The sequence below is a fragment of the Mesorhizobium sp. CNPSo 4688 genome (genome assembly GCF_057784295.1).
In genome coordinates this window covers 101,986-119,787 of the sequence record NZ_JBWLUY010000005.1, presented here as the reverse complement: position 1 = coordinate 119,787, position 17,802 = coordinate 101,986, and the positions used below count along the sequence as shown (strand labels likewise).

Genomic DNA, 17,802 nt, shown 5'->3' with positions numbered 1-17,802 from the left:
CCGCTCAGAAAAATGTCTTGGCGGCGGCTTCGGCGTAGGTCGCGATCGGACCGCCGATCAGCACATAGAACAGCACGAAAGCGCCGGAGACGCCGAGCACGAGGCGCAGTTCGCTCGCCATCGGCACGAAGCCGCCCGCCGGTTCGTCGAACCACATGATCTTGATGATGCGCAGATAGTAATAGGCGCCCACCACCGAAGCCAGCACGCCGATGATCGCCAGCGCGTAAAGGTTGGCGTTGATGGCGGCGAGGAAGACGTACCACTTCCCCCAGAAGCCGGCGAGCGGCGGGATGCCGGCCAGCGAGAACATCAGGATGGTCAGGATCGTCGCCATGATCGGGTTGGTCGACGAGAGACCGGCGAGATCGCTGATCTGCTCGACATTGCCTTCCTTGCGCCGCATGGCGAGGATGAAGGCGAAGGTGCCGAGCGTCATCACCAGATAGATCAGCATGTAGATGGCGACGCCGCGCACGCCGGCCTCGCTGTTGGCGGCAAGACCGACCAGCGCGTAGCCCATATGGCCGATCGAGGAATAGGCCATCAGCCGCTTGATGTTGGTCTGGCCGATGGCGGCAAAGGCGCCGAGCGCCATCGAGGCGATCGAGATGAAGACGACGATCTGCTGCCAGTCGGAAGCGATCGGCTTGAAGGCGCCCATGGTGACGCGCACGATCAGCGCCATCGCCGCCATCTTGGGGGCTGCCGCCAGGAAGGCGGTGACCGGCGTCGGCGCGCCCTCATAAACATCCGGCGTCCACATATGGAACGGCACCGCCGAGATCTTGAAGGCGAGACCGGCCAGCACGAAGACCAGGCCGACGACGAGGCCAAGCTGGCGCTCGCCGCTGCCAAGTGCGGAGGCAATTTCCTGGAAGCCGACATTGCCGGTGTAGCCGTAGACCAGGCTGATGCCATAGAGCAGCATGCCCGACGACAGCGCGCCGAGCACGAAGTACTTCAGGCCGGCCTCGGTCGAGCGCAGATTGTCGCGGTTGATCGCCGCCAGCACGTAGATCGCCAACGATTGCAGTTCGAGGCCGAGATAGAGCCCGATCATGCCGTTGGCCGAGATCATCAGCATCATGCCGAGCGTGCAGAGCAGGATCAGCACGGGATATTCGAACTTGTCGAAATGCTCCTGCTTGGCAAAGCGCATCGACATCACCAGCGTCACCGCCGAACCGATAAGCGACAGCACCTTCATGAAGCGGGAGAAGGGATCCTGGATGAAGGCGTTGCCATAGGCTGAGCCCTGCCCGGTGGAAAAGACCAGCCACAGGCCTGATATCACCAGCACAGCGACGGCAAGGCCGGTCACCAGGTTGACGGTGCTGGCGCGCGAATAGGCGCCGACCATCAACAGCGCTAGGGCGCCGATGGCGAGGATCAGCTCCGGCGTCGAGAGCGAAAGGCTGGAATAAAGGTCCGGCGTCATGGTTCGCAAAACCTCTGGTCAGTTCGCCGCCGCGGTCTGCGCGGCGCCGATGGATGCGGTGACATTGGTGACGAGCGCCTTGACCGACTGGGCCGTGGCATCGAAGACGGGAGCGGGATAGACGCCGAAGAAGATGACCAGCACGACCAGCGGGTAGATGATCGCCTTTTCGCGCGTCGAAAGGTCAAGCAGGCCCTTCAGGCTTTCCTTGGTCAGCGCGCCGAAGATCACCCGGCGGTAGAGCCAGAGCGCGTAGGCCGCCGACAGGATAACGCCGGTGGCGGCGAAGAACGCCACCCAGGTGTTGACCTTGAACACGCCGAGCATGGTCAGGAATTCGCCGACGAAGCCTGACGTGCCGGGCAGGCCGACATTGGCCATGGTGAAGACCATGAACACGGTGGCGTATTTCGGCATGTTGTTGACCAGGCCGCCATAGGCGTCGATCTCGCGCGTGTGCATGCGATCGTAGATGACGCCGACGCACAGGAACAGCGCGCCGGACACGAGGCCGTGTGACAGCATCTGGAAGATCGCGCCCTGCACGCCTTCCTGGTTCATGGCGAAGATGCCCATCGTGACGAAGCCCATATGGGCGACCGACGAATAGGCGATCAGCTTCTTCATGTCCTCCTGCATCAGCGCCACCAGCGAGGTGTAGATGATGGCGACGACCGACAGCGTGAACACCAGTGGCGCAAACATCTCCGACGCCAGCGGGAACATCGGCAGCGAGAAGCGCAGGAAGCCGTATCCGCCCATTTTGAGCAGGATGGCAGCCAGGATCACCGAGCCCGCCGTCGGCGCCTCGACGTGCGCATCAGGCAGCCAGGTGTGCACCGGCCACATTGGCATCTTCACGGCAAAGGAGGCGAAGAAGGCGAGCCATAGCCAGGTCTGCATGCTGGCCGGGAAGTTGTGGGTCAAAAGCGTCGGGATGTCGGTGGTGCCGGACTGGAAGAACATCGCCATGATGGCGAGCAGCATCAGCACCGAGCCGGCCAGCGTATAGAGGAAGAACTTGAACGAGGCATAGACGCGGCGCTTGCCGCCCCAGACGCCGATGATGATGAACATCGGGATCAGGCCGGCTTCGAAGAAGACGTAGAACAGCACGATGTCGAGCGCGCAGAACACGCCGATCATCAGCGTTTCCAGGAGCAGGAAGGCGATCATGTAGGCCTTGACGCGCTTGTCGATCGCTTCCCACGACGCCAGGATGCAGAGCGGCATCAGGAACGTCGTCAGGATGACGAACAGCATCGAAATGCCGTCGACGCCCATATGGTAGGAAATGCCGGAATCCAGCCAGGCAAACTTCTCGACAAACTGGAAGCCGGCCTGCGAATTGTCGAAGCCGGTCCAGATGAACAGCGAGATGATGAAGGTGGCCGCCGTCGTTGTGAACGCGATGGCGCGGATGTTGCGGCGTGCGTTTTCGCTGTCGTCGCGGATGAACAGGATCAGCAGCACACCAACCAGCGGGAGGAAGGTGACCAGCGAGAGGATTGGCCAGGCGGTCATCAGAGCATCATCCAGGTGACGAGTGCCGCCACGCCGATCAGCATGGCGAAGGCGTAGTGATAGAGGTAGCCGGTCTGCAGCTTGACGACGCGGTTGGTGACGTCGACGACGCGCGCCGAAACGCCGTCCGGCCCGAGCCCGTCAATGATGGTGCCGTCGCCGGTCTTCCACAGGAACCTGCCCAGCGCTTTGGCCGGCCGCACAAACAGGACGTCGTAGAGCTCGTCGAAATACCACTTGTTGAGCAGGAAGGCATAGAGCAGGCGATGGTTGGCGGCGACACTGCGGGGAAGTTCCGGCGAGCGTATGTAGAATTTCCAGGCGACGGCAAAGCCGATGACCATGGCGACGAACGGCGCCAGTTCGACCCACAGCGGCAATTCGTGGATGTCGTGCAGGATGTGGTTGTCCGGCAGCGTGAACAGCGACGCCTTCCAGAACTCGGCATAGCCCTCGCCGATGAAGGCGCCATGGAAGATGATGCCGGCAAACAGCGCGCCCGCGGCCAGGATGAACAGCGGCACCAGCATCACCGGCGGCGATTCATGAACATGGTGCATGACGTCGTGGCTCGCCCGCGGCTCGCCGTGGAAGGTCATGAAGATCAGCCGCCAGGAGTAGAACGAGGTGAAGCAGGCGGCAATGACCAGCAGGATGAAGGCAATGCCGGCAACCGAATTGTGCCCGGCAAAGGCAGCCTCGATGATGGCATCCTTGGAGAAGAAGCCGGCGGTGCCGATGACGGTCACCGGAATGCCGACGCCGGTCAGCGCCAGCGTGCCGATCACCATCATCCAGTAGGTCTTCGGAATGAGCTTCCGCAGGCCACCCATCTTGCGCATGTCCTGCTCGTCGGAGACGGCATGGATGACCGAGCCCGAACCGAGGAACAGCAGCGCCTTGAAGAAGGCATGCGTAAACAGGTGGAAGATCGCCGCTCCATAGGCGCCGACGCCGAGCGCCACGAACATGTAGCCGAGCTGCGAGCAGGTCGAATAGGCGATGACGCGCTTGATGTCGTTCTGGACCAGGCCAACGGTCGCCGCGAAGAAGGCGGTGAAGGCGCCGATGAAGGTCACCACCGTCAGCGCCGAATGCGACAGCTCGAACAGCGGCGACAGACGCGCCAGCATGAACACGCCGGCGGTGACCATGGTGGCGGCATGGATGAGCGCGGAGACCGGCGTCGGACCTTCCATGGCGTCCGGCAGCCAGGTGTGCAGCGGCACCTGCGCCGACTTGCCCATGGCGCCCATGAACAGCAGCAGACAGACGATGGTCATGGCCGAGTGCTTGTCGAGCGCATAGCCAAGGAAGGTGAGCACGGCAGCACCGTGCTCGGCGCCTTCGGCCGGAATGAACGTCGCGGCATTGGCAAAGATGGTGCCGAGATTGACCGAGCCGAACAGCACGAAGACGCCGAAAATGCCGAGCGCGAAGCCGAAATCGCCGACGCGGTTGACGACGAAGGCCTTGATGGCCGCGGCATTGGCCGACGGCTTCTTGTACCAGAAGCCGATCAGCAGATAGGAGGCGAGACCGACACCCTCCCAGCCAAAGAACATCTGCACCAGATTGTCGGCCGTCACCAGCATCAGCATGGCGAAGGTAAACAGCGACAGATAGGCAAAGAAGCGCGGCCGGTCCGGGTCGTGGTGCATGTAGCCGATCGAATAGATGTGAACCAGCGCCGACACGGTGTTGACCACCACCAGCATGACCACCGTCAGCGTGTCGATCCTGAGCGCCCATGACGCGTCGAGCCCGCCCGACTGGATCCAGCGCAGCACCGGCACAGTGAACACCTCGCCCTCGCCGAAGCCGACGGAGAAGAAGGCGACCCAGGACAGCACGGCCGAAATCACCAGGAAGCCAGAGGTGATGTATTCCGATGCCTTGGCGCCGAGCGAATTGCCGAACAGGCCGACAATCAGGAAACCCAGCAGCGGAAGGAAGACGATCGCTTGATACATAACTGCCTCGTCAACCCTTCATCTGGTTCACGTCTTCGACCGCGATCGAGCCGCGGTTGCGGAAGAAGACGACAAGAATGGCAAGACCGATGGCCGCTTCAGCGGCCGCGACCGTCAGCACGAACAGCGCAAACACCTGTCCGACGAGATCGCCGAGTGCGGCCGAGAAGGCGACGAAATTGATGTTGACGGCCAAAAGGATCAGCTCGATCGACATCAGGATGACGATGATGTTGCGGCGGTTCAGGAAGATGCCGAACACGCCGAGCGTGAACAGGATCGCCGATACGGTGAGGTAATGTGCGATGCCGACGACCATCTCAGAGCCCCTCGCCCGACTTGACCTTGCGGATTTCCATGCCCGTCGCCGGCGTGCGGCCAACCTGGGCTGCGATCGACTGCCGCTTGATCCCTTCCTTGTGGCGCAGCGTCAAGACGATCGCGCCGATCATGGCGACCAGCAGGATGAGGCCCGAAATCTGGAAGTAGTAGAGGTAGTCGGTATAGAGGATGTCGCCGAGCGCGGCCGTGTTGGTCCGCGCAGCAAGATCCGGGGTCGGCATTGACACCGTCGACGCCAGCTGCGGCGCGAATGTGTAACCGCCGAGCACCACGATCAGCTCCGCCGCCAGGATCAGCCCGACCATCGCGCCGATCGGCGCATATTGCAGAGCGCCCTCCTTCATCTCGGCGAAGTCGACATCGAGCATCATGACGACGAACAGGAACAGCACCATGACCGCGCCGACATAGACGACGAGCAGGATCATCGCCAGGAACTCGGCGCCGGTCAGCATGAACAGGCCGGCGGCGTTGAAGAAGGTCAGGATCAGGAACAGCACGGAATGCACGGGGTTACGCGACGAAATGACCATGAAGGCCGACGCCACCGCGACAAAGGCGAAGAGGTAGAAAAAGGCCGCCTCTAGTCCACTCAGCATTGGGGATCCCCCGGGTTTCTGTCCGAAACAGGACATCCGTCCTGTTCGATGTTTGCGACCGCCTCCGGCCGGCAAGTTGCGTTGTCCTTAGACGAGGCCCCTCGCCCCGTCCATGCGTCAAATGTCAGCGGTAGGGCGAGTCCAGCGAGATGTTGCGCGCCAGTTCGCGCTCCCACCGGTCGCCATTCGCCAACAGCCTGTCCTTGTCGTAGTAAAGCTCCTCGCGCGTCTCCGTCGCGAATTCGAAATTCGGTCCCTCTACGATGGCGTCGACCGGGCAGGCTTCCTGGCAGAAGCCGCAATAGATGCACTTCACCATGTCGATGTCGTAGCGCACGGTGCGGCGCGTGCCGTCATTGCGGCGCGGGCCGGCCTCGATGGTGATCGCCTGCGCCGGGCAGATCGCTTCGCACAGCTTGCAGGCAATGCAGCGTTCCTCGCCATTGGGATAGCGGCGCAGCGCATGCTCGCCCCGGAAGCGCGGGCTCACCGGCCCCTTCTCGTGCGGATAGTTGATCGTCTCCTTCGGCGCGAAGAACTGGCGCATCGACAGGAAGAAGGCGCTGACGAAATCCTGCAGCAGCAGCGATTTGGCGGCTTGACCGAGAGCGGACATCACGCAAACCCCGTGATCTTGAGAAAGGCGGCGACAATCACCACCATCGCCAGCGAAATCGGCAGGAAGACTTTCCAGCCGAGCCGCATCAGCTGGTCGTAGCGGTAGCGCGGCACGAAAGCCTTCACCATCGAGAACATGAAGAACATCAGGCAGATCTTGAGCACGAACCAGATCACGCCGGGCACCCAGGTGAAGGGTGCGAAGTCGAAGGGTGGCAGCCAGCCGCCGAGGAACAGGATGGTGGCCAGCGCGCACATCAGCACCACGGCGACATATTCGCCGAGGAAGAACAAAAGGAACGGCGTCGAGGAATATTCGACCATATGGCCGGCGACGAGTTCGGACTCGGCTTCCACCAGATCGAAGGGCGGGCGGTTCGTCTCGGCCAGCGCCGAGATGAAAAAGATGACGAACATCGGGAACAGCGCCAGCCAGTGCCAGTCGAGGAAGCTGTTGGGCAGGCCAAGCTTGGTGCCCAGCCCGTCCTGCTGCGACATCACGATGTCCGACAGGTTGAGCGAGCCGACGCAAAGCAGCACGGTGACGATGACGAAGCCGATCGAGACTTCGTAGGACACCATCTGCGCCGCCGAGCGCAGCGCGCCGAGGAACGGGTATTTCGAGTTCGATGCCCAGCCGCCCATGATCACGCCATAGACCTCGAGCGAGGAGATGGCGAAGACGTAGAGGATGCCGACATTGACGTTGGCGATCGCCCAGCCGGCGTTGACGGGAATGACCGCCCAGGCCGAGATCGCCAGCACCGCCGACACCAGCGGCGCCAGCAGGAACACGCCCTTGTTGGCGCCGGACGGAATGACCGGTTCCTTGAAGACGAATTTCAACAGGTCGGCGAAGGCCTGCAGCGTGCCCCAAGGGCCGACGACGTTCGGGCCGCGGCGCAACTGCACCGCCGCCCAGATCTTGCGGTCGGCGTAAAGCAGGTAGGCGACCCCGATCAGCAAAACGACGATCAGCACGACCGACTTCAAGAGGATGATCAGCGTCGGCAGCACGTAGAAGGAGAAGAAAGTGTCCATGTCTACTCTGCCGCCTGCCTGAAGCCGTTTTTCGCCAGCGCCGAGCACTCAGCCATGACGGCCGACGCCCGCGCGATCGGGTTGGTCAGATAGAAGTCCGTGACCGGCGAGGTGAAAGTGCCCTTGTTCAGCCGCCCGCCGAGCTTCGCGACCTCGGCGATGTCGTCGGCGTTGCCGGCCTCGACATGATCGATGCGGGCGAGATGCGGGTATTCGCCATAGAGCTTGGCGCGCAGCTGCTGCAGCGAATCAAACGGCAGCTTCTTGCCGAGCACATCCGACAGCGCCCTGAGAATCGCCCAGTCCTCGCGCGCATCGCCCGGCGCGAAGCCGGCGCGGTTGGTCTGCTGCACGCGTCCCTCGGTGTTGACATAGGTGCCCGACTTTTCGGTGTAGGCGGCGCCCGGCAGGATGACATTGGCGCGGTGCGCGCCGGCGTCGCCATGGGTGCCGACATAGACGACGAAGGCCCCGCTGGTCTTGCCCATGTCGATCTCGTCGGCGCCGAGCAGGAACAGCACATCGCTCTCGCCGAGCATGCCGGCGACATTCTTGCCGCCCTCGCCCGGCACGAAGCCGACATCGAGGCCGCCGACGCGGGCGGCCGCATTGTGCAGCACGGCAAAGCCGTTCCAGTCGGCGCGGGCAGCGTTGACGGCAGCGGCGAGCTTCGCCGCCTGGCCGAGCACCGCCGCGCCATCGGCGCGCGCGAGTGCGCCCTGGCCGACAATGATCAGCGGATGCGTCGCCTTCTTCAGCAGCTGGAAGAACTTGCCATTGCCGTCGGCCAAATCCTTCAGCGATTCCGGACCGGCGCCGAGCTGTTCGTAATCGTAGCGTGTGTCGCCGACCTCGCCGATGACGCCGACCGGCAGATTGCCGATGCGCCAGCGCTTGCGGATGCGGGCGTTGAGCACCGAGGCTTCGAAGCGCGGATTGGCGCCGATGATCAGCACCGCGTCGGCCTGCTCGATGCCCTCGATGGTCGGATTGAAGATATAGCTGGCGCGGCCAAGCGCCGGATCAAGTGCGGCGCCATCCTGGCGGCAGTCGATGTTCTTGGAGCCCAGCGCAGCCATCAGCTGCTTCAGCGCGTAGATTTCCTCAACCGCCGCGAGATCGCCGGCAATGGCGCCGATCTTCTCCGGCGCAGCCTTCGACACCGCATCCTTGATCGCCGCGAAGGCCTCGGCCCAGCTGGCGGGCGCCAACTTGCCGTCCTTGCGCACATAGGGGCGGTCGAGGCGCTGCGTGCGCAGCCCATCCCAGATGAAACGGGTCTTGTCGGAAATCCACTCCTCGTTCACCGCTTCGTTGACGCGCGGCAGGATGCGCATCACTTCGCGGCCGCGGCTATCGACGCGGATTGCCGAGCCGACGGCGTCCATCACGTCGATGGATTCGGTCTTGGTCAGCTCCCACGGCCGCGCCTGGAAGGCGAAGGGCTTCGAGGTCAGCGCGCCGACCGGGCACAGGTCGATGACATTGCCCTGCAGCTCCGAGGTCATCGCGCTTTCGAGATAGGTGGTGATCTCGGCATCCTCGCCGCGGCCGATCAGGCCGAGCTCGGAAATGCCGGCGACTTCCGTGGTGAAGCGGACGCATCGCGTGCAGTGGATGCAGCGGTTCATCACCGTCTTGACCAACGGCCCGATATACTTGTCTTCGACCGCGCGCTTGTTCTCGTGATAGCGCGAGGAGTCGACGCCGAAGGCCATTGCCTGGTCCTGCAGGTCGCACTCGCCGCCCTGGTCGCAGATCGGGCAGTCCAGCGGATGGTTGATCAGGAGGAACTCCATCACGCCTTCCCGGGCCTTCTTGACCATCGGCGTGTTGGTGAAGATTTCCGGCGGCTCGCCGTTCGGGCCGGGGCGCAGGTCGCGCACGCCCATGGCGCAGGAAGCCTGCGGCTTGGGCGGCCCGCCCTTCACCTCGATCAGACACATGCGGCAATTGCCGGCGATCGACAGCCGCTCATGGAAGCAGAAGCGCGGCACTTCCGCGCCGGCGTCCTCGGCCGCCTGCAGCAGCGTGTAGTGGTCGGGTACAGTGATCTCTTTCCCGTCGACCTTGAGCTTTGCCATCAATTGCCCCCGGCGGTCTTCGCCGTCTCATATGCCTGAAACAGATCGCTCAACTTGATGCCATTGATCATCATGCCGGCGAGTTCAGCGTTTTCTATCTTCAAATTGCTCATATTCACATTGGTGAAAAACGCGTTCGAGAGGTTCGCGTCTTCCACCAGGACGGCCGACAGGTTGACGTTGTGAAACTGCGTGTTCGACAGGTTCACATCGTCAAATCTGGAGTTGCTGACGATGGCATTGCGCACATCGAGAACATCGCTCCTGTCGTGGACATCCATGCCTGCCCCCTACCTCTTCGCCTTGGCGGCGAGCGTCAGCGCCGCCGCTTGGCGGGTCCACTCGTCGCGGCCGACGCGGCCCTTGAGCGACAGGTAATCCTCGATCCAGGCGATCTCTTCCGGCGTCCATGCGGCGATCTGGGCAAAGGTCCAGATGCCGAGGCCGTTCAGCACCTTTTCCAGCTTCGGCCCGACGCCCGCTATGGCCTTGAGATCAGACGGCTTGGACGGGCGCGCAATGGTCTTGGGCTGCCGGAAATCCTCCGGCATCAATCCGGCCGTCGCGCCTTCGGCGACCGGATCCGCCTTCTCCGGCTCGGCATCGACGGTGCTGGCGGCAATATCGGTCACGTCCTGGGCAAAAGTCTGCGCCTCGGCGATCAGGGTCTTGGTCGCCGCGCGCGCCTTGGTGGCGGGGACGGTCTCCGTATAACGCTCGGCGCGCTGCTCGAAATCGTCGATGATCGGCTGGAAAATCCGCTGTGATGTCTCGACAGCACCCGACCATGCGCCGAGCCAGACGCCAAAGGCATGGTTGGCAAGGCCGAAGCCAAGCGCCGACATGGCAGCGGCACCGGCCACAGGATGCGCGAGAAGGTTGACGGCGCTGGCCATCTCCTTCGGCATCATTCTGGTCAGGTCGCGGTTCATTTTCTCAAGTTCATCCAATTTGGGCATCAAAGGGTTCGAATACGGCGCCATAGAAATCTCCTGGTCGTTTCTTCGTCTGCCCCGCCCCGATATGTCAGTCCCGGGCTTCACGCCCGTATTTCAAATCTATTCCGCTGCCACCATCACCGGCTCGGCCCGGTGCGCGTTGCGCGAAAACTCGTCGATGCGCCGCTCCACCTCGCCGCGGAAATGCCGCATCAGGCCCTGGATCGGCCATGCCGCCGCATCGCCCAGCGCGCAGATCGTATGGCCTTCCACCTGCTTGGTGACGTCAAGCAGCATGTCGATCTCGCGCTTCTGCGCCTCGCCGCGCACCAGCCGCTCCATCACCCGCCACATCCAGCCGGTGCCTTCGCGGCACGGCGTGCACTGGCCGCAGCTCTCGTGCTTGTAGAAATAGGACAGCCTGGCGATCGCCTTCACGATATCGGTCGACTTGTCCATGACGATGACAGCCGCCGTGCCAAGGCCGGATTTGAGATCGCGCAGCGCGTCGAAATCCATCGGCGCATCGATGATCTGCTCGGCCGGCACGAGCGGCACCGAAGCGCCGCCCGGAATGACCGCAAGCAGATTGTCCCAACCGCCGCGAATGCCGCCGCAATGCGTCTCGATCAGCTCGCGGAACGGAATCGACATCGCCTCTTCGACGGTGCACGGATTGTTGACGTGGCCCGAGATGCAAAACAGCTTGGTGCCGACATTGTTGGGCCGGCCGAAGGACGAGAACCAGGCAGCACCTCGGCGCAAAATGGTCGGCGCGACCGCAATGGACTCGACATTGTTCACGGTTGTCGGACAACCGTACAAGCCGACATTGGCCGGGAATGGCGGCTTCAGCCGCGGCTGGCCTTTTTTGCCTTCGAGGCTTTCCAGAAGTGCGGTTTCCTCGCCACAAATATAGGCGCCGGCGCCGTGATGCATGTAGATGTCGAAGTCGTAGCCGGACGTGTTGTTTTTGCCGATCAGCTTGGCCTCATAGGCCTCGTCGATGGCGCGCTGCAGCGCCTCGCGCTCCCTGACGAACTCGCCGCGCACATAGATGTAGGCGGCGACCGCGCCCATGGCGAAGCCGGCGATGAACGAGCCCTCGACCAGCGTGTGCGGATCGTTGCGCAATATGTCGCGGTCCTTGCACGTGCCGGGCTCGGATTCGTCGGCATTGACAACGAGATAGCTCGGTCTTCCGTCGCTCTGCTTGGGCATGAACGACCATTTCAGCCCGGTCGGGAAACCGGCGCCGCCACGGCCGCGCAGGCCCGACGCCTTCATCTCGTTGACGATCCACTCGCGGCCCTTGGCGATGATGCCGGGCGTGTTGTCCCAGGCGCCGCGCGCCATGGCGCCGGCCAGCGACTTGTCGAAGAGGCCGTAGATGTTGTTGAAGATGCGGTCTTTATCCTGAAGCATTTTTCGTCCCTCAGACCGGCTTCTTGCCGAAGACGCGGATGTATTCGGCGACGCCGCCCTTGGCGAGCGCCTTGGCTTGGCTGACCCAGTCGTCGCGGTCGATGCGGCCGTGGAAGGAGAGATAGCCGTCCACCCACTCGCGCTCTGCCTTCTTCCAGGAAGCGACCTGCGCGAAGGTGAAGATGCCCAGCGTGTGCAGGATGCCTTCGATCTTCGGGCCGACACCCGAGATCAGCTTGAGATCGTCGACCGCAGCCGGCCTGTCGATGCCGGCTGGACGGTTCTTGTCCTCAAGCGACGGCTTTGCCGGCCTGGCTGCTGGAATCTTGACTTCCGGCGCCTTGAAGGCAGCCGCCGGCTCGGCTTTGTTCCTGGGGCCGCTACGCTGTTTCGAGACATCCTCGACTTCCGGCGCAGCCAGATTGGCATTGGCAGCCGAATGCAACGGTGCGGCAACGCTCGCTGCTTTTTCCACCTCGGGCGCGACCTTGACCGGCGATGGCGACTTCAGAGCCGGACTGGTCTCCGGAGCATCGGTCTTTGGCTTGCCGGCCTTGGACGGCGCAACCGGCGCTGCGGCCGGCGCCTGCGAAACCGTAGCGGCCGGCGCAACTGCGGCTGGCGCCGCTTTGGCAGCCTTGGTCGCCGCTTTGGCTTCCTTGTCGCGCGTCGCCTTGAGGATCGCCTTTTCGCTCTTCAGCGTCGTCAGGCCGGGGGCCGGCTCCGAGCCGGTACGGCCATTCTGCGGTCCCGTGGGAACCGTGGCACCCTTGCCCGCATCGTAAAGATCGATGATTTCGGCCAGCCGTTCCGGCGTCAGATCCTCGAACGTGTCCTTGAACACCATGACCATCGGCGCGTTGACGCAGGCGCCGAGACATTCGACCTCTTCCCACGACAGCGTGCCCTTGTCGTTGGTGTGGAACTGGTCGTGGTGGATTTTGGAGCGGCACACATCCATCAGCGCTTCCGAGCCGCGCAGCATGCAGGGCGTGGTGCCGCAGACCTGGATATGGGCACGAGTGCCGACCGGGCTCAGCTGGTATTGCGTGTAGAAGGTCGCGACCTCGAGCCCGCGGATGCGCGGCATGCCGAGCATGTCGGAAATCGTCTCGATCGCCGCCTTGGTGACCCAGCCTTCCTGCTCCTGCGCGATCATCAGCAAGGGAATGATCGCCGATTGCTCGCGGCCCTTCGGATATTTCTTGATCCATTGCTTGGCCGCCGCCGCATTCGCCCGGTTGAAGGCGAAGGAGGCTGGCTGGACGCTGGCTTCTGCGAGACGGCGGACTGACATTTAGCGATCGACCTCACCAAACACGATGTCGAGGGAGCCGAGAACGGCGGTAACGTCGGCCAGCATGTGGCCGCGGCAGAGGAAATCCATGGCTTGCAGATGCGCGAAACCGGGGGCGCGCAGCTTGCAGCGGTAGGGCTTGTTGGTGCCGTCGGAGACGAGATAGACGCCGAACTCGCCCTTCGGCGCCTCGACGGCCGCATAGACCTCGCCGGCCGGCACGCGATAGCCTTCGGTGTACAATTTGAAGTGGTGGATCAGCGCTTCCATTGAGCGCTTCATCGCCTGGCGCTTGGGCGGCACCACCTTGCCGTCGAGATTCGACACCGGGCCGGTGCTTTCCTTGCCGAGCAAGAGGTCGACGCACTGGCGCATGATCTTGGCCGACTGGCGCATTTCTTCCATGCGCACGAGGTAACGGTCGTAGCAGTCGCCGTTCTTGCCGATCGGGATGTCGAAATCCATCTCGGAATAGCATTCATAGGGCTGCGACTTGCGCAAATCCCAGGCGGCACCCGAGCCGCGCACCATGACGCCGGAAAAACCCCAGGCCCAGGCATCGGCCAGCGACACCGTGCCGATATCGACATTGCGCTGCTTGAAGATGCGGTTGCCGGTGAGCAGCTTATCGAGATCGTCGAGCGACTTCAGGAACGGGTCGATCCACTTGCCGATGTCTTCGACCAGCTTCTGCGGCAGGTCCTGATGGACGCCGCCCGGACGGAAATAGGCGGCATGCATGCGCGAACCCGAGGCGCGCTCATAGAACACCATCAGCTTTTCGCGCTCGACGAAGCCCCACAGCGGCGGCGTCAGCGCGCCGATGTCGAGCGCCTGTGTCGTCACATTGAGGATGTGCGACATGATGCGGCCGATCTCGCAATAGAGCACGCGGATGAGCTGCCCGCGCTTCGGCACCTCGATGCCGAGCAGCCGCTCTGCGGCGAGCGCGAAGGCATGCTCCTGGTTCATCGGCGCGCAATAGTCGAGCCGGTCGAGATAGGGCACCGCCTGCAGATAGGTCTTGTGCTCGATCAGCTTTTCCGTGCCGCGATGCAACAGCCCAATATGCGGATCGACGCGATCCACAACCTCGCCGTCCAGCTCAAGCACCAACCTCAAAACACCATGCGCTGCAGGGTGTTGAGGTCCAAAGTTGATGTTAAAATTGCGGACGGAGGTTTCGGCCATTCTGGCGCCTCAATTCGTCTTGGCTTTTTCGTCCCCGGGCAGCACGTAGTCGGTGCCTTCCCACGGGGAAAGAAAATCGAAATTGCGGAATTCCTGCTTGAGCTCGACCGGCTCGTAGATCACGCGCTTGGCTTCGTCGTCGTAACGCACTTCGACGAAACCGGTCAGCGGGAAATCCTTGCGCAGCGGATGGCCCTCGAAACCGTAGTCGGTGAGGATGCGGCGCAGATCCGGATGGCCCGAGAACAGCACGCCATAGAGATCGTAGGTCTCGCGCTCATACCAGTCGGCGCCGGGATAGACAGCTGTCAACGACGGCACCAGCGTCTCTTCGTCGGTCTGGACCTTGATGCGGATGCGCAAATTCTGCTTCGGCGACAACAGATGATAGACGACGTCGAAGCGCTTGACCCGCGACGGATAGTCGGCACCGCAGACGTCGATGATCGAGATGAACTGGCAGCCCGCATCGTCACGCAGGAAGGTCACCACGTCGATCAGGTCGCCGGGCTCTACGGAAATGCCAAGCTCGCCATAGGCCAGCACCGCGTCTTTGACGCGGCCCGGCAGCTTTTCGCCGAGATAGGTCGACAGTTCGCTCAGGGATGCGGCCATGGATTTACCGTTCGATCGTGCCGGTGCGGCGGATCTTCTTCTGCAAGAGAAGAATGCCGTAGAGCAGCGCTTCGGCGCTCGGCGGGCAGCCGGGCACATAGATGTCGACCGGCACGATGCGGTCGCAGCCGCGCACCACCGAATAGGAATAGTGGTAGTAGCCGCCGCCATTGGCGCAGGAGCCCATCGAGATGACGTAGCGCGGCTCCGGCATCTGGTCGTAGACCTTGCGCAGCGCCGGGGCCATCTTGTTGGTCAGCGTTCCCGCCACGATCATGATGTCGGACTGGCGCGGCGAGGCGCGCGGCGCAACACCAAACCGCTCCGAATCATAGCGCGGCATCGAGGTGTGGATCATCTCGACGGCGCAGCAGGCCAGACCGAAGGTCATGAACATCAGCGAGCCGCTGCGTGCCCAGGTGATCAGCGCCTCGGTCGAGGTGACGAGAAATCCCTTGTCGGCCAGTTCATTGTTGATCTCGAGGAAGAACGGGTCGTCAGAACCGACCGGACGTCCGGTATTGGGGTCGATCAGGCCCTTGGGCTTCGGCGCGACGAGCGTACCGGAACTGTCGTTCAATCCCATTCCAGCGCTCCTTTTTTCCATTCATAGGCAAAGCCGATAGTCAGCACCGCCAAAAACACCATCATCGACCAGAAACCGAGCATGCCGATCTTCGAGAACGACACCGCCCACGGGAACAGGAAGGCCACTTCCAGGTCGAAGATGATGAACAGGATCGACACCAGGTAGAAGCGGATGTCGAATTTCATGCGGGCATCATCAAAGGAGTTGAAGCCGCACTCATAAGCGGAAAGCTTTTCCGGGTCGGGACTACGGTAGGCCACCAGGAACGGCGCTATGATAAGCGCCAAGCCGACGACCGCCGCCACGGCGATGAAGAGGACGATGGGCAGGTACGAACTGAGCAATGCGTTCATGCTGCGGCTTTCCGTTGGCGGCCAATCCACGTTGATTACAGCAACCAACCCTAATGCGGAAGCGTGACAGATTAACCGCTGAACCGTTTTAGGTGCCTATGCTGCAACGCGGCGAGGGTTAGCGCAGGGCTTTGAGCGAAGCAAGTCAAACCTTGTTCAAAACGCAGTGCTGGACGGCAGGTCGGGAAAAACTGGTCCGATCCGCTCCTGTTTGATTTCCTTCACTTTTTACTCCACTTTTGTCTCCTGACATGTCTCCCGCCATTTGCCTGTTAGCATGGTCGGAATCACCGGCTAAAAATCGGGCAAATGGATCGAGGCAAGGCACTTTGACGAAGGACAAAATTTCACTCGCGACGGCCAGGCGGATCGCACTCGCAGCGCAAGGGTTTCTCGATCCCCGGCCGGGCGGCACGCCCGACCGCCGCCACCTCGCCCGCGTGCTCTCGCGCACCGGCCTGCTGCAGATCGATTCCGTCAGCGCCGTGGTGCGCGCCCATTATATGCCGCTCTACTCCCGCCTTGGCCCCTACCCGCTCGCCTTGCTCGACAATGCCGCCCTCACCCGCAAGCGCACGGTGTTCGAATACTGGGCGCATGAGGCCTCTTTCCTGCCGGTCGAGACCTGGCCGCTGATGCGCTGGCGCATGCAGCGCGCCGAGCAGGGCGACGAAATGTATCTCGGCCTCGCCAAATGGGGCCGCGAACACGCCGGCTATATCGAAGAGATCTACCGCGCGGTCGCCGAGCGCGGCCCGATTGCCGCTTCGGCGCTCGAAGGCCAGAAGGGCTCGGGCGGCTGGTGGGGCTGGAGCCATGCCAAGCATGCCTTCGAATGGCTGTTCTGGGCCGGCCGCATCACCACAGCGCACCGCCGCGGCTTCGAGCGTTTCTACGATCTGCCCGAGCGCGTGCTGCCTCAGGCGATCCTCGATCTGCCGGTGCCGGCCGCCGAGGACGCGCATCGCGAGTTGCTGCGCATTTCCGCCCGCGCCCACGGCATCGCCACATCAGGCGATTTGCGCGACTATTTCCGCCTGTCGCCGGCCGACATGAAGGGACGGCTGGAGGAACTCGTCGAGTTGGGCGAATTGCTGCCGGTGCGCGTCGAAGGCTGGGACAAACCGGCTTACCTCCACAAGAACGCCCGCCTGCCGCGAAAAATCGAGGCGCGCGCGCTGCTGGCGCCGTTCGATCCCGTCGTCTTCGAACGCTCGCGCAGCGAGCGGCTGTTCGATTTCCACTACCGCATCGAGATCTACACCCCGGCCGAAAAGCGGCAATATGGCTATTACGTGCTGCCATTCCTGCTCGGCGACCGGATCGTGGGGCGCGTCGACCTCAAAGCCGACCGTCCCGCCAGCGTGCTGCGCGTCCACGCCGCCTATGCCGAGCCGGGGGCGCCGCCGGAGTCTGCTGCACAACTCTTCGAGGAATTGAAGCAGATGCAGGGCTGGCTTGAGCTCGAGCGCATCGAAGTGACGCCGGCCGGCGATTTGGGGCAGCCTTTGGCCGACATCGCCATGTCGTAGCCGTGCGTTGACACCGCCGCTCGCAAAAGCCTAAATCCGCTGCAGACGGTCCCTTGCCCGCAACGGCAGGGGCTAAGAGGGAATGCGGTGCGGGATTTCGATCTCAAATCCGCGGCTGTCCCCGCAACTGTAAGCGAAGAGCCAAGGCCGAAAGCCACTGGGTAACACCGGGAAGGCGGCTACCAAGGCGATGACCCGCGAGCCAGGAGACCTGCCGTCTGCGACAGAAGAATCCGATCG

The 17,802-nt window shown here is 62.8% G+C and carries 17 protein-coding genes and 1 riboswitch; of the genes, 1 reads left to right on the top strand and 16 read right to left on the bottom strand.

Features of this window, described 5'->3' with window-relative positions; genetic code table 11:
• Positions 1–4: 4 nt before the first annotated feature.
• The 16 genes from nuoN to AC04SH_RS10745 form a co-directional block, all read right to left on the bottom strand.
• Positions 5–1,441 carry an NADH-quinone oxidoreductase subunit NuoN gene (gene nuoN / locus AC04SH_RS10820; RefSeq protein ID WP_488575001.1) on the bottom strand — a complete coding sequence of 479 codons (1,437 nt, stop codon included), beginning with the start codon at positions 1,439–1,441 and terminating at the stop codon, positions 5–7.
• An 18-nt stretch (positions 1,442–1,459) separates the two neighbouring features.
• Entirely contained in the window at positions 1,460–2,965 is a 1,506-nt protein-coding gene (locus AC04SH_RS10815; RefSeq protein ID WP_352584100.1) for an NADH-quinone oxidoreductase subunit M, read from the bottom strand.
• Positions 2,965–4,938 carry an NADH-quinone oxidoreductase subunit L gene (gene nuoL / locus AC04SH_RS10810; RefSeq protein ID WP_477231410.1) on the bottom strand — a complete coding sequence of 658 codons (1,974 nt, stop codon included), beginning with the start codon at positions 4,936–4,938 and terminating at the stop codon, positions 2,965–2,967. Before nuoL ends, AC04SH_RS10815 begins: the two co-directional genes overlap by 1 nt.
• 10 nt (positions 4,939–4,948) lie before the next feature.
• The gene (gene nuoK, locus AC04SH_RS10805; protein ID WP_023670810.1) at positions 4,949–5,257 is read right to left on the bottom strand and encodes an NADH-quinone oxidoreductase subunit NuoK; all 309 of its coding nucleotides are present in this window, start codon (positions 5,255–5,257) and stop codon (positions 4,949–4,951) included.
• 1 nt (position 5,258) lies between these two features.
• Positions 5,259–5,879, bottom strand: coding sequence for an NADH-quinone oxidoreductase subunit J (locus AC04SH_RS10800; RefSeq protein ID WP_477231411.1), 621 nt, complete (start codon positions 5,877–5,879; stop codon positions 5,259–5,261).
• Between the two features lie 124 nt (positions 5,880–6,003).
• On the bottom strand, positions 6,004–6,495 hold the full coding sequence (gene nuoI / locus AC04SH_RS10795; protein ID WP_181055889.1) for an NADH-quinone oxidoreductase subunit NuoI: 492 nt from the start codon (positions 6,493–6,495) through the stop codon (positions 6,004–6,006).
• A complete protein-coding gene (nuoH, locus tag AC04SH_RS10790; protein WP_352559276.1) occupies positions 6,495–7,538 on the bottom strand; it encodes an NADH-quinone oxidoreductase subunit NuoH in 1,044 nt (347 codons plus the stop codon). Before nuoH ends, nuoI begins: the two co-directional genes overlap by 1 nt.
• 2 nt (positions 7,539–7,540) lie before the next feature.
• Positions 7,541–9,622 (bottom strand): NADH-quinone oxidoreductase subunit NuoG, encoded by a 2,082-nt coding sequence (gene nuoG / locus AC04SH_RS10785; RefSeq protein WP_488575000.1) that lies wholly within the window; start codon positions 9,620–9,622, stop codon positions 7,541–7,543.
• Positions 9,622–9,903, bottom strand: coding sequence for a pentapeptide repeat-containing protein (locus tag AC04SH_RS10780; RefSeq protein WP_488574999.1), 282 nt, complete (start codon positions 9,901–9,903; stop codon positions 9,622–9,624). Before AC04SH_RS10780 ends, nuoG begins: the two co-directional genes overlap by 1 nt.
• Positions 9,904–9,912: 9 nt before the next feature.
• Positions 9,913–10,605 carry an NADH-ubiquinone dehydrogenase gene (locus AC04SH_RS10775; RefSeq protein ID WP_488574998.1) on the bottom strand — a complete coding sequence of 231 codons (693 nt, stop codon included), beginning with the start codon at positions 10,603–10,605 and terminating at the stop codon, positions 9,913–9,915.
• A 75-nt stretch (positions 10,606–10,680) separates the two neighbouring features.
• Positions 10,681–11,985: an NADH-quinone oxidoreductase subunit NuoF gene (gene nuoF / locus AC04SH_RS10770; RefSeq protein WP_192257651.1), complete on the bottom strand. Its 1,305-nt coding sequence runs from the start codon at positions 11,983–11,985 to the stop codon at positions 10,681–10,683.
• A gap of 10 nt (positions 11,986–11,995) precedes the next feature.
• Complete coding sequence (locus AC04SH_RS10765) at positions 11,996–13,282, bottom strand: NADH-quinone oxidoreductase subunit E (RefSeq protein ID WP_488574997.1); 1,287 nt, start codon at positions 13,280–13,282, stop codon at positions 11,996–11,998.
• Positions 13,283–14,473 carry an NADH-quinone oxidoreductase subunit D gene (locus tag AC04SH_RS10760; RefSeq protein ID WP_488574996.1) on the bottom strand — a complete coding sequence of 397 codons (1,191 nt, stop codon included), beginning with the start codon at positions 14,471–14,473 and terminating at the stop codon, positions 13,283–13,285. It abuts the gene before it with no gap.
• A 9-nt stretch (positions 14,474–14,482) separates the two neighbouring features.
• The gene (locus AC04SH_RS10755) at positions 14,483–15,088 is read right to left on the bottom strand and encodes an NADH-quinone oxidoreductase subunit C (protein ID WP_488574995.1); all 606 of its coding nucleotides are present in this window, start codon (positions 15,086–15,088) and stop codon (positions 14,483–14,485) included.
• Between the two features lie 4 nt (positions 15,089–15,092).
• Entirely contained in the window at positions 15,093–15,674 is a 582-nt protein-coding gene (locus AC04SH_RS10750) for a NuoB/complex I 20 kDa subunit family protein (RefSeq protein WP_023670824.1), read from the bottom strand.
• Positions 15,665–16,030, bottom strand: a complete 366-nt coding sequence (locus tag AC04SH_RS10745; protein WP_112565102.1) for an NADH-quinone oxidoreductase subunit A — start codon at positions 16,028–16,030, stop codon at positions 15,665–15,667. The genes AC04SH_RS10750 and AC04SH_RS10745 overlap by 10 nt, the downstream gene beginning before the upstream one ends.
• 329 nt (positions 16,031–16,359) lie before the next feature.
• Here AC04SH_RS10745 and AC04SH_RS10740 point away from each other — a divergent pair, with 329 nt between their 5' ends.
• Positions 16,360–17,562, top strand: coding sequence for a winged helix-turn-helix domain-containing protein (locus tag AC04SH_RS10740; RefSeq protein ID WP_488574994.1), 1,203 nt, complete (start codon positions 16,360–16,362; stop codon positions 17,560–17,562).
• Between the two features lie 29 nt (positions 17,563–17,591).
• A riboswitch (cobalamin riboswitch) is annotated at positions 17,592–17,795 on the top strand.
• The last annotated feature ends 7 nt before the right edge of the window (positions 17,796–17,802 follow it).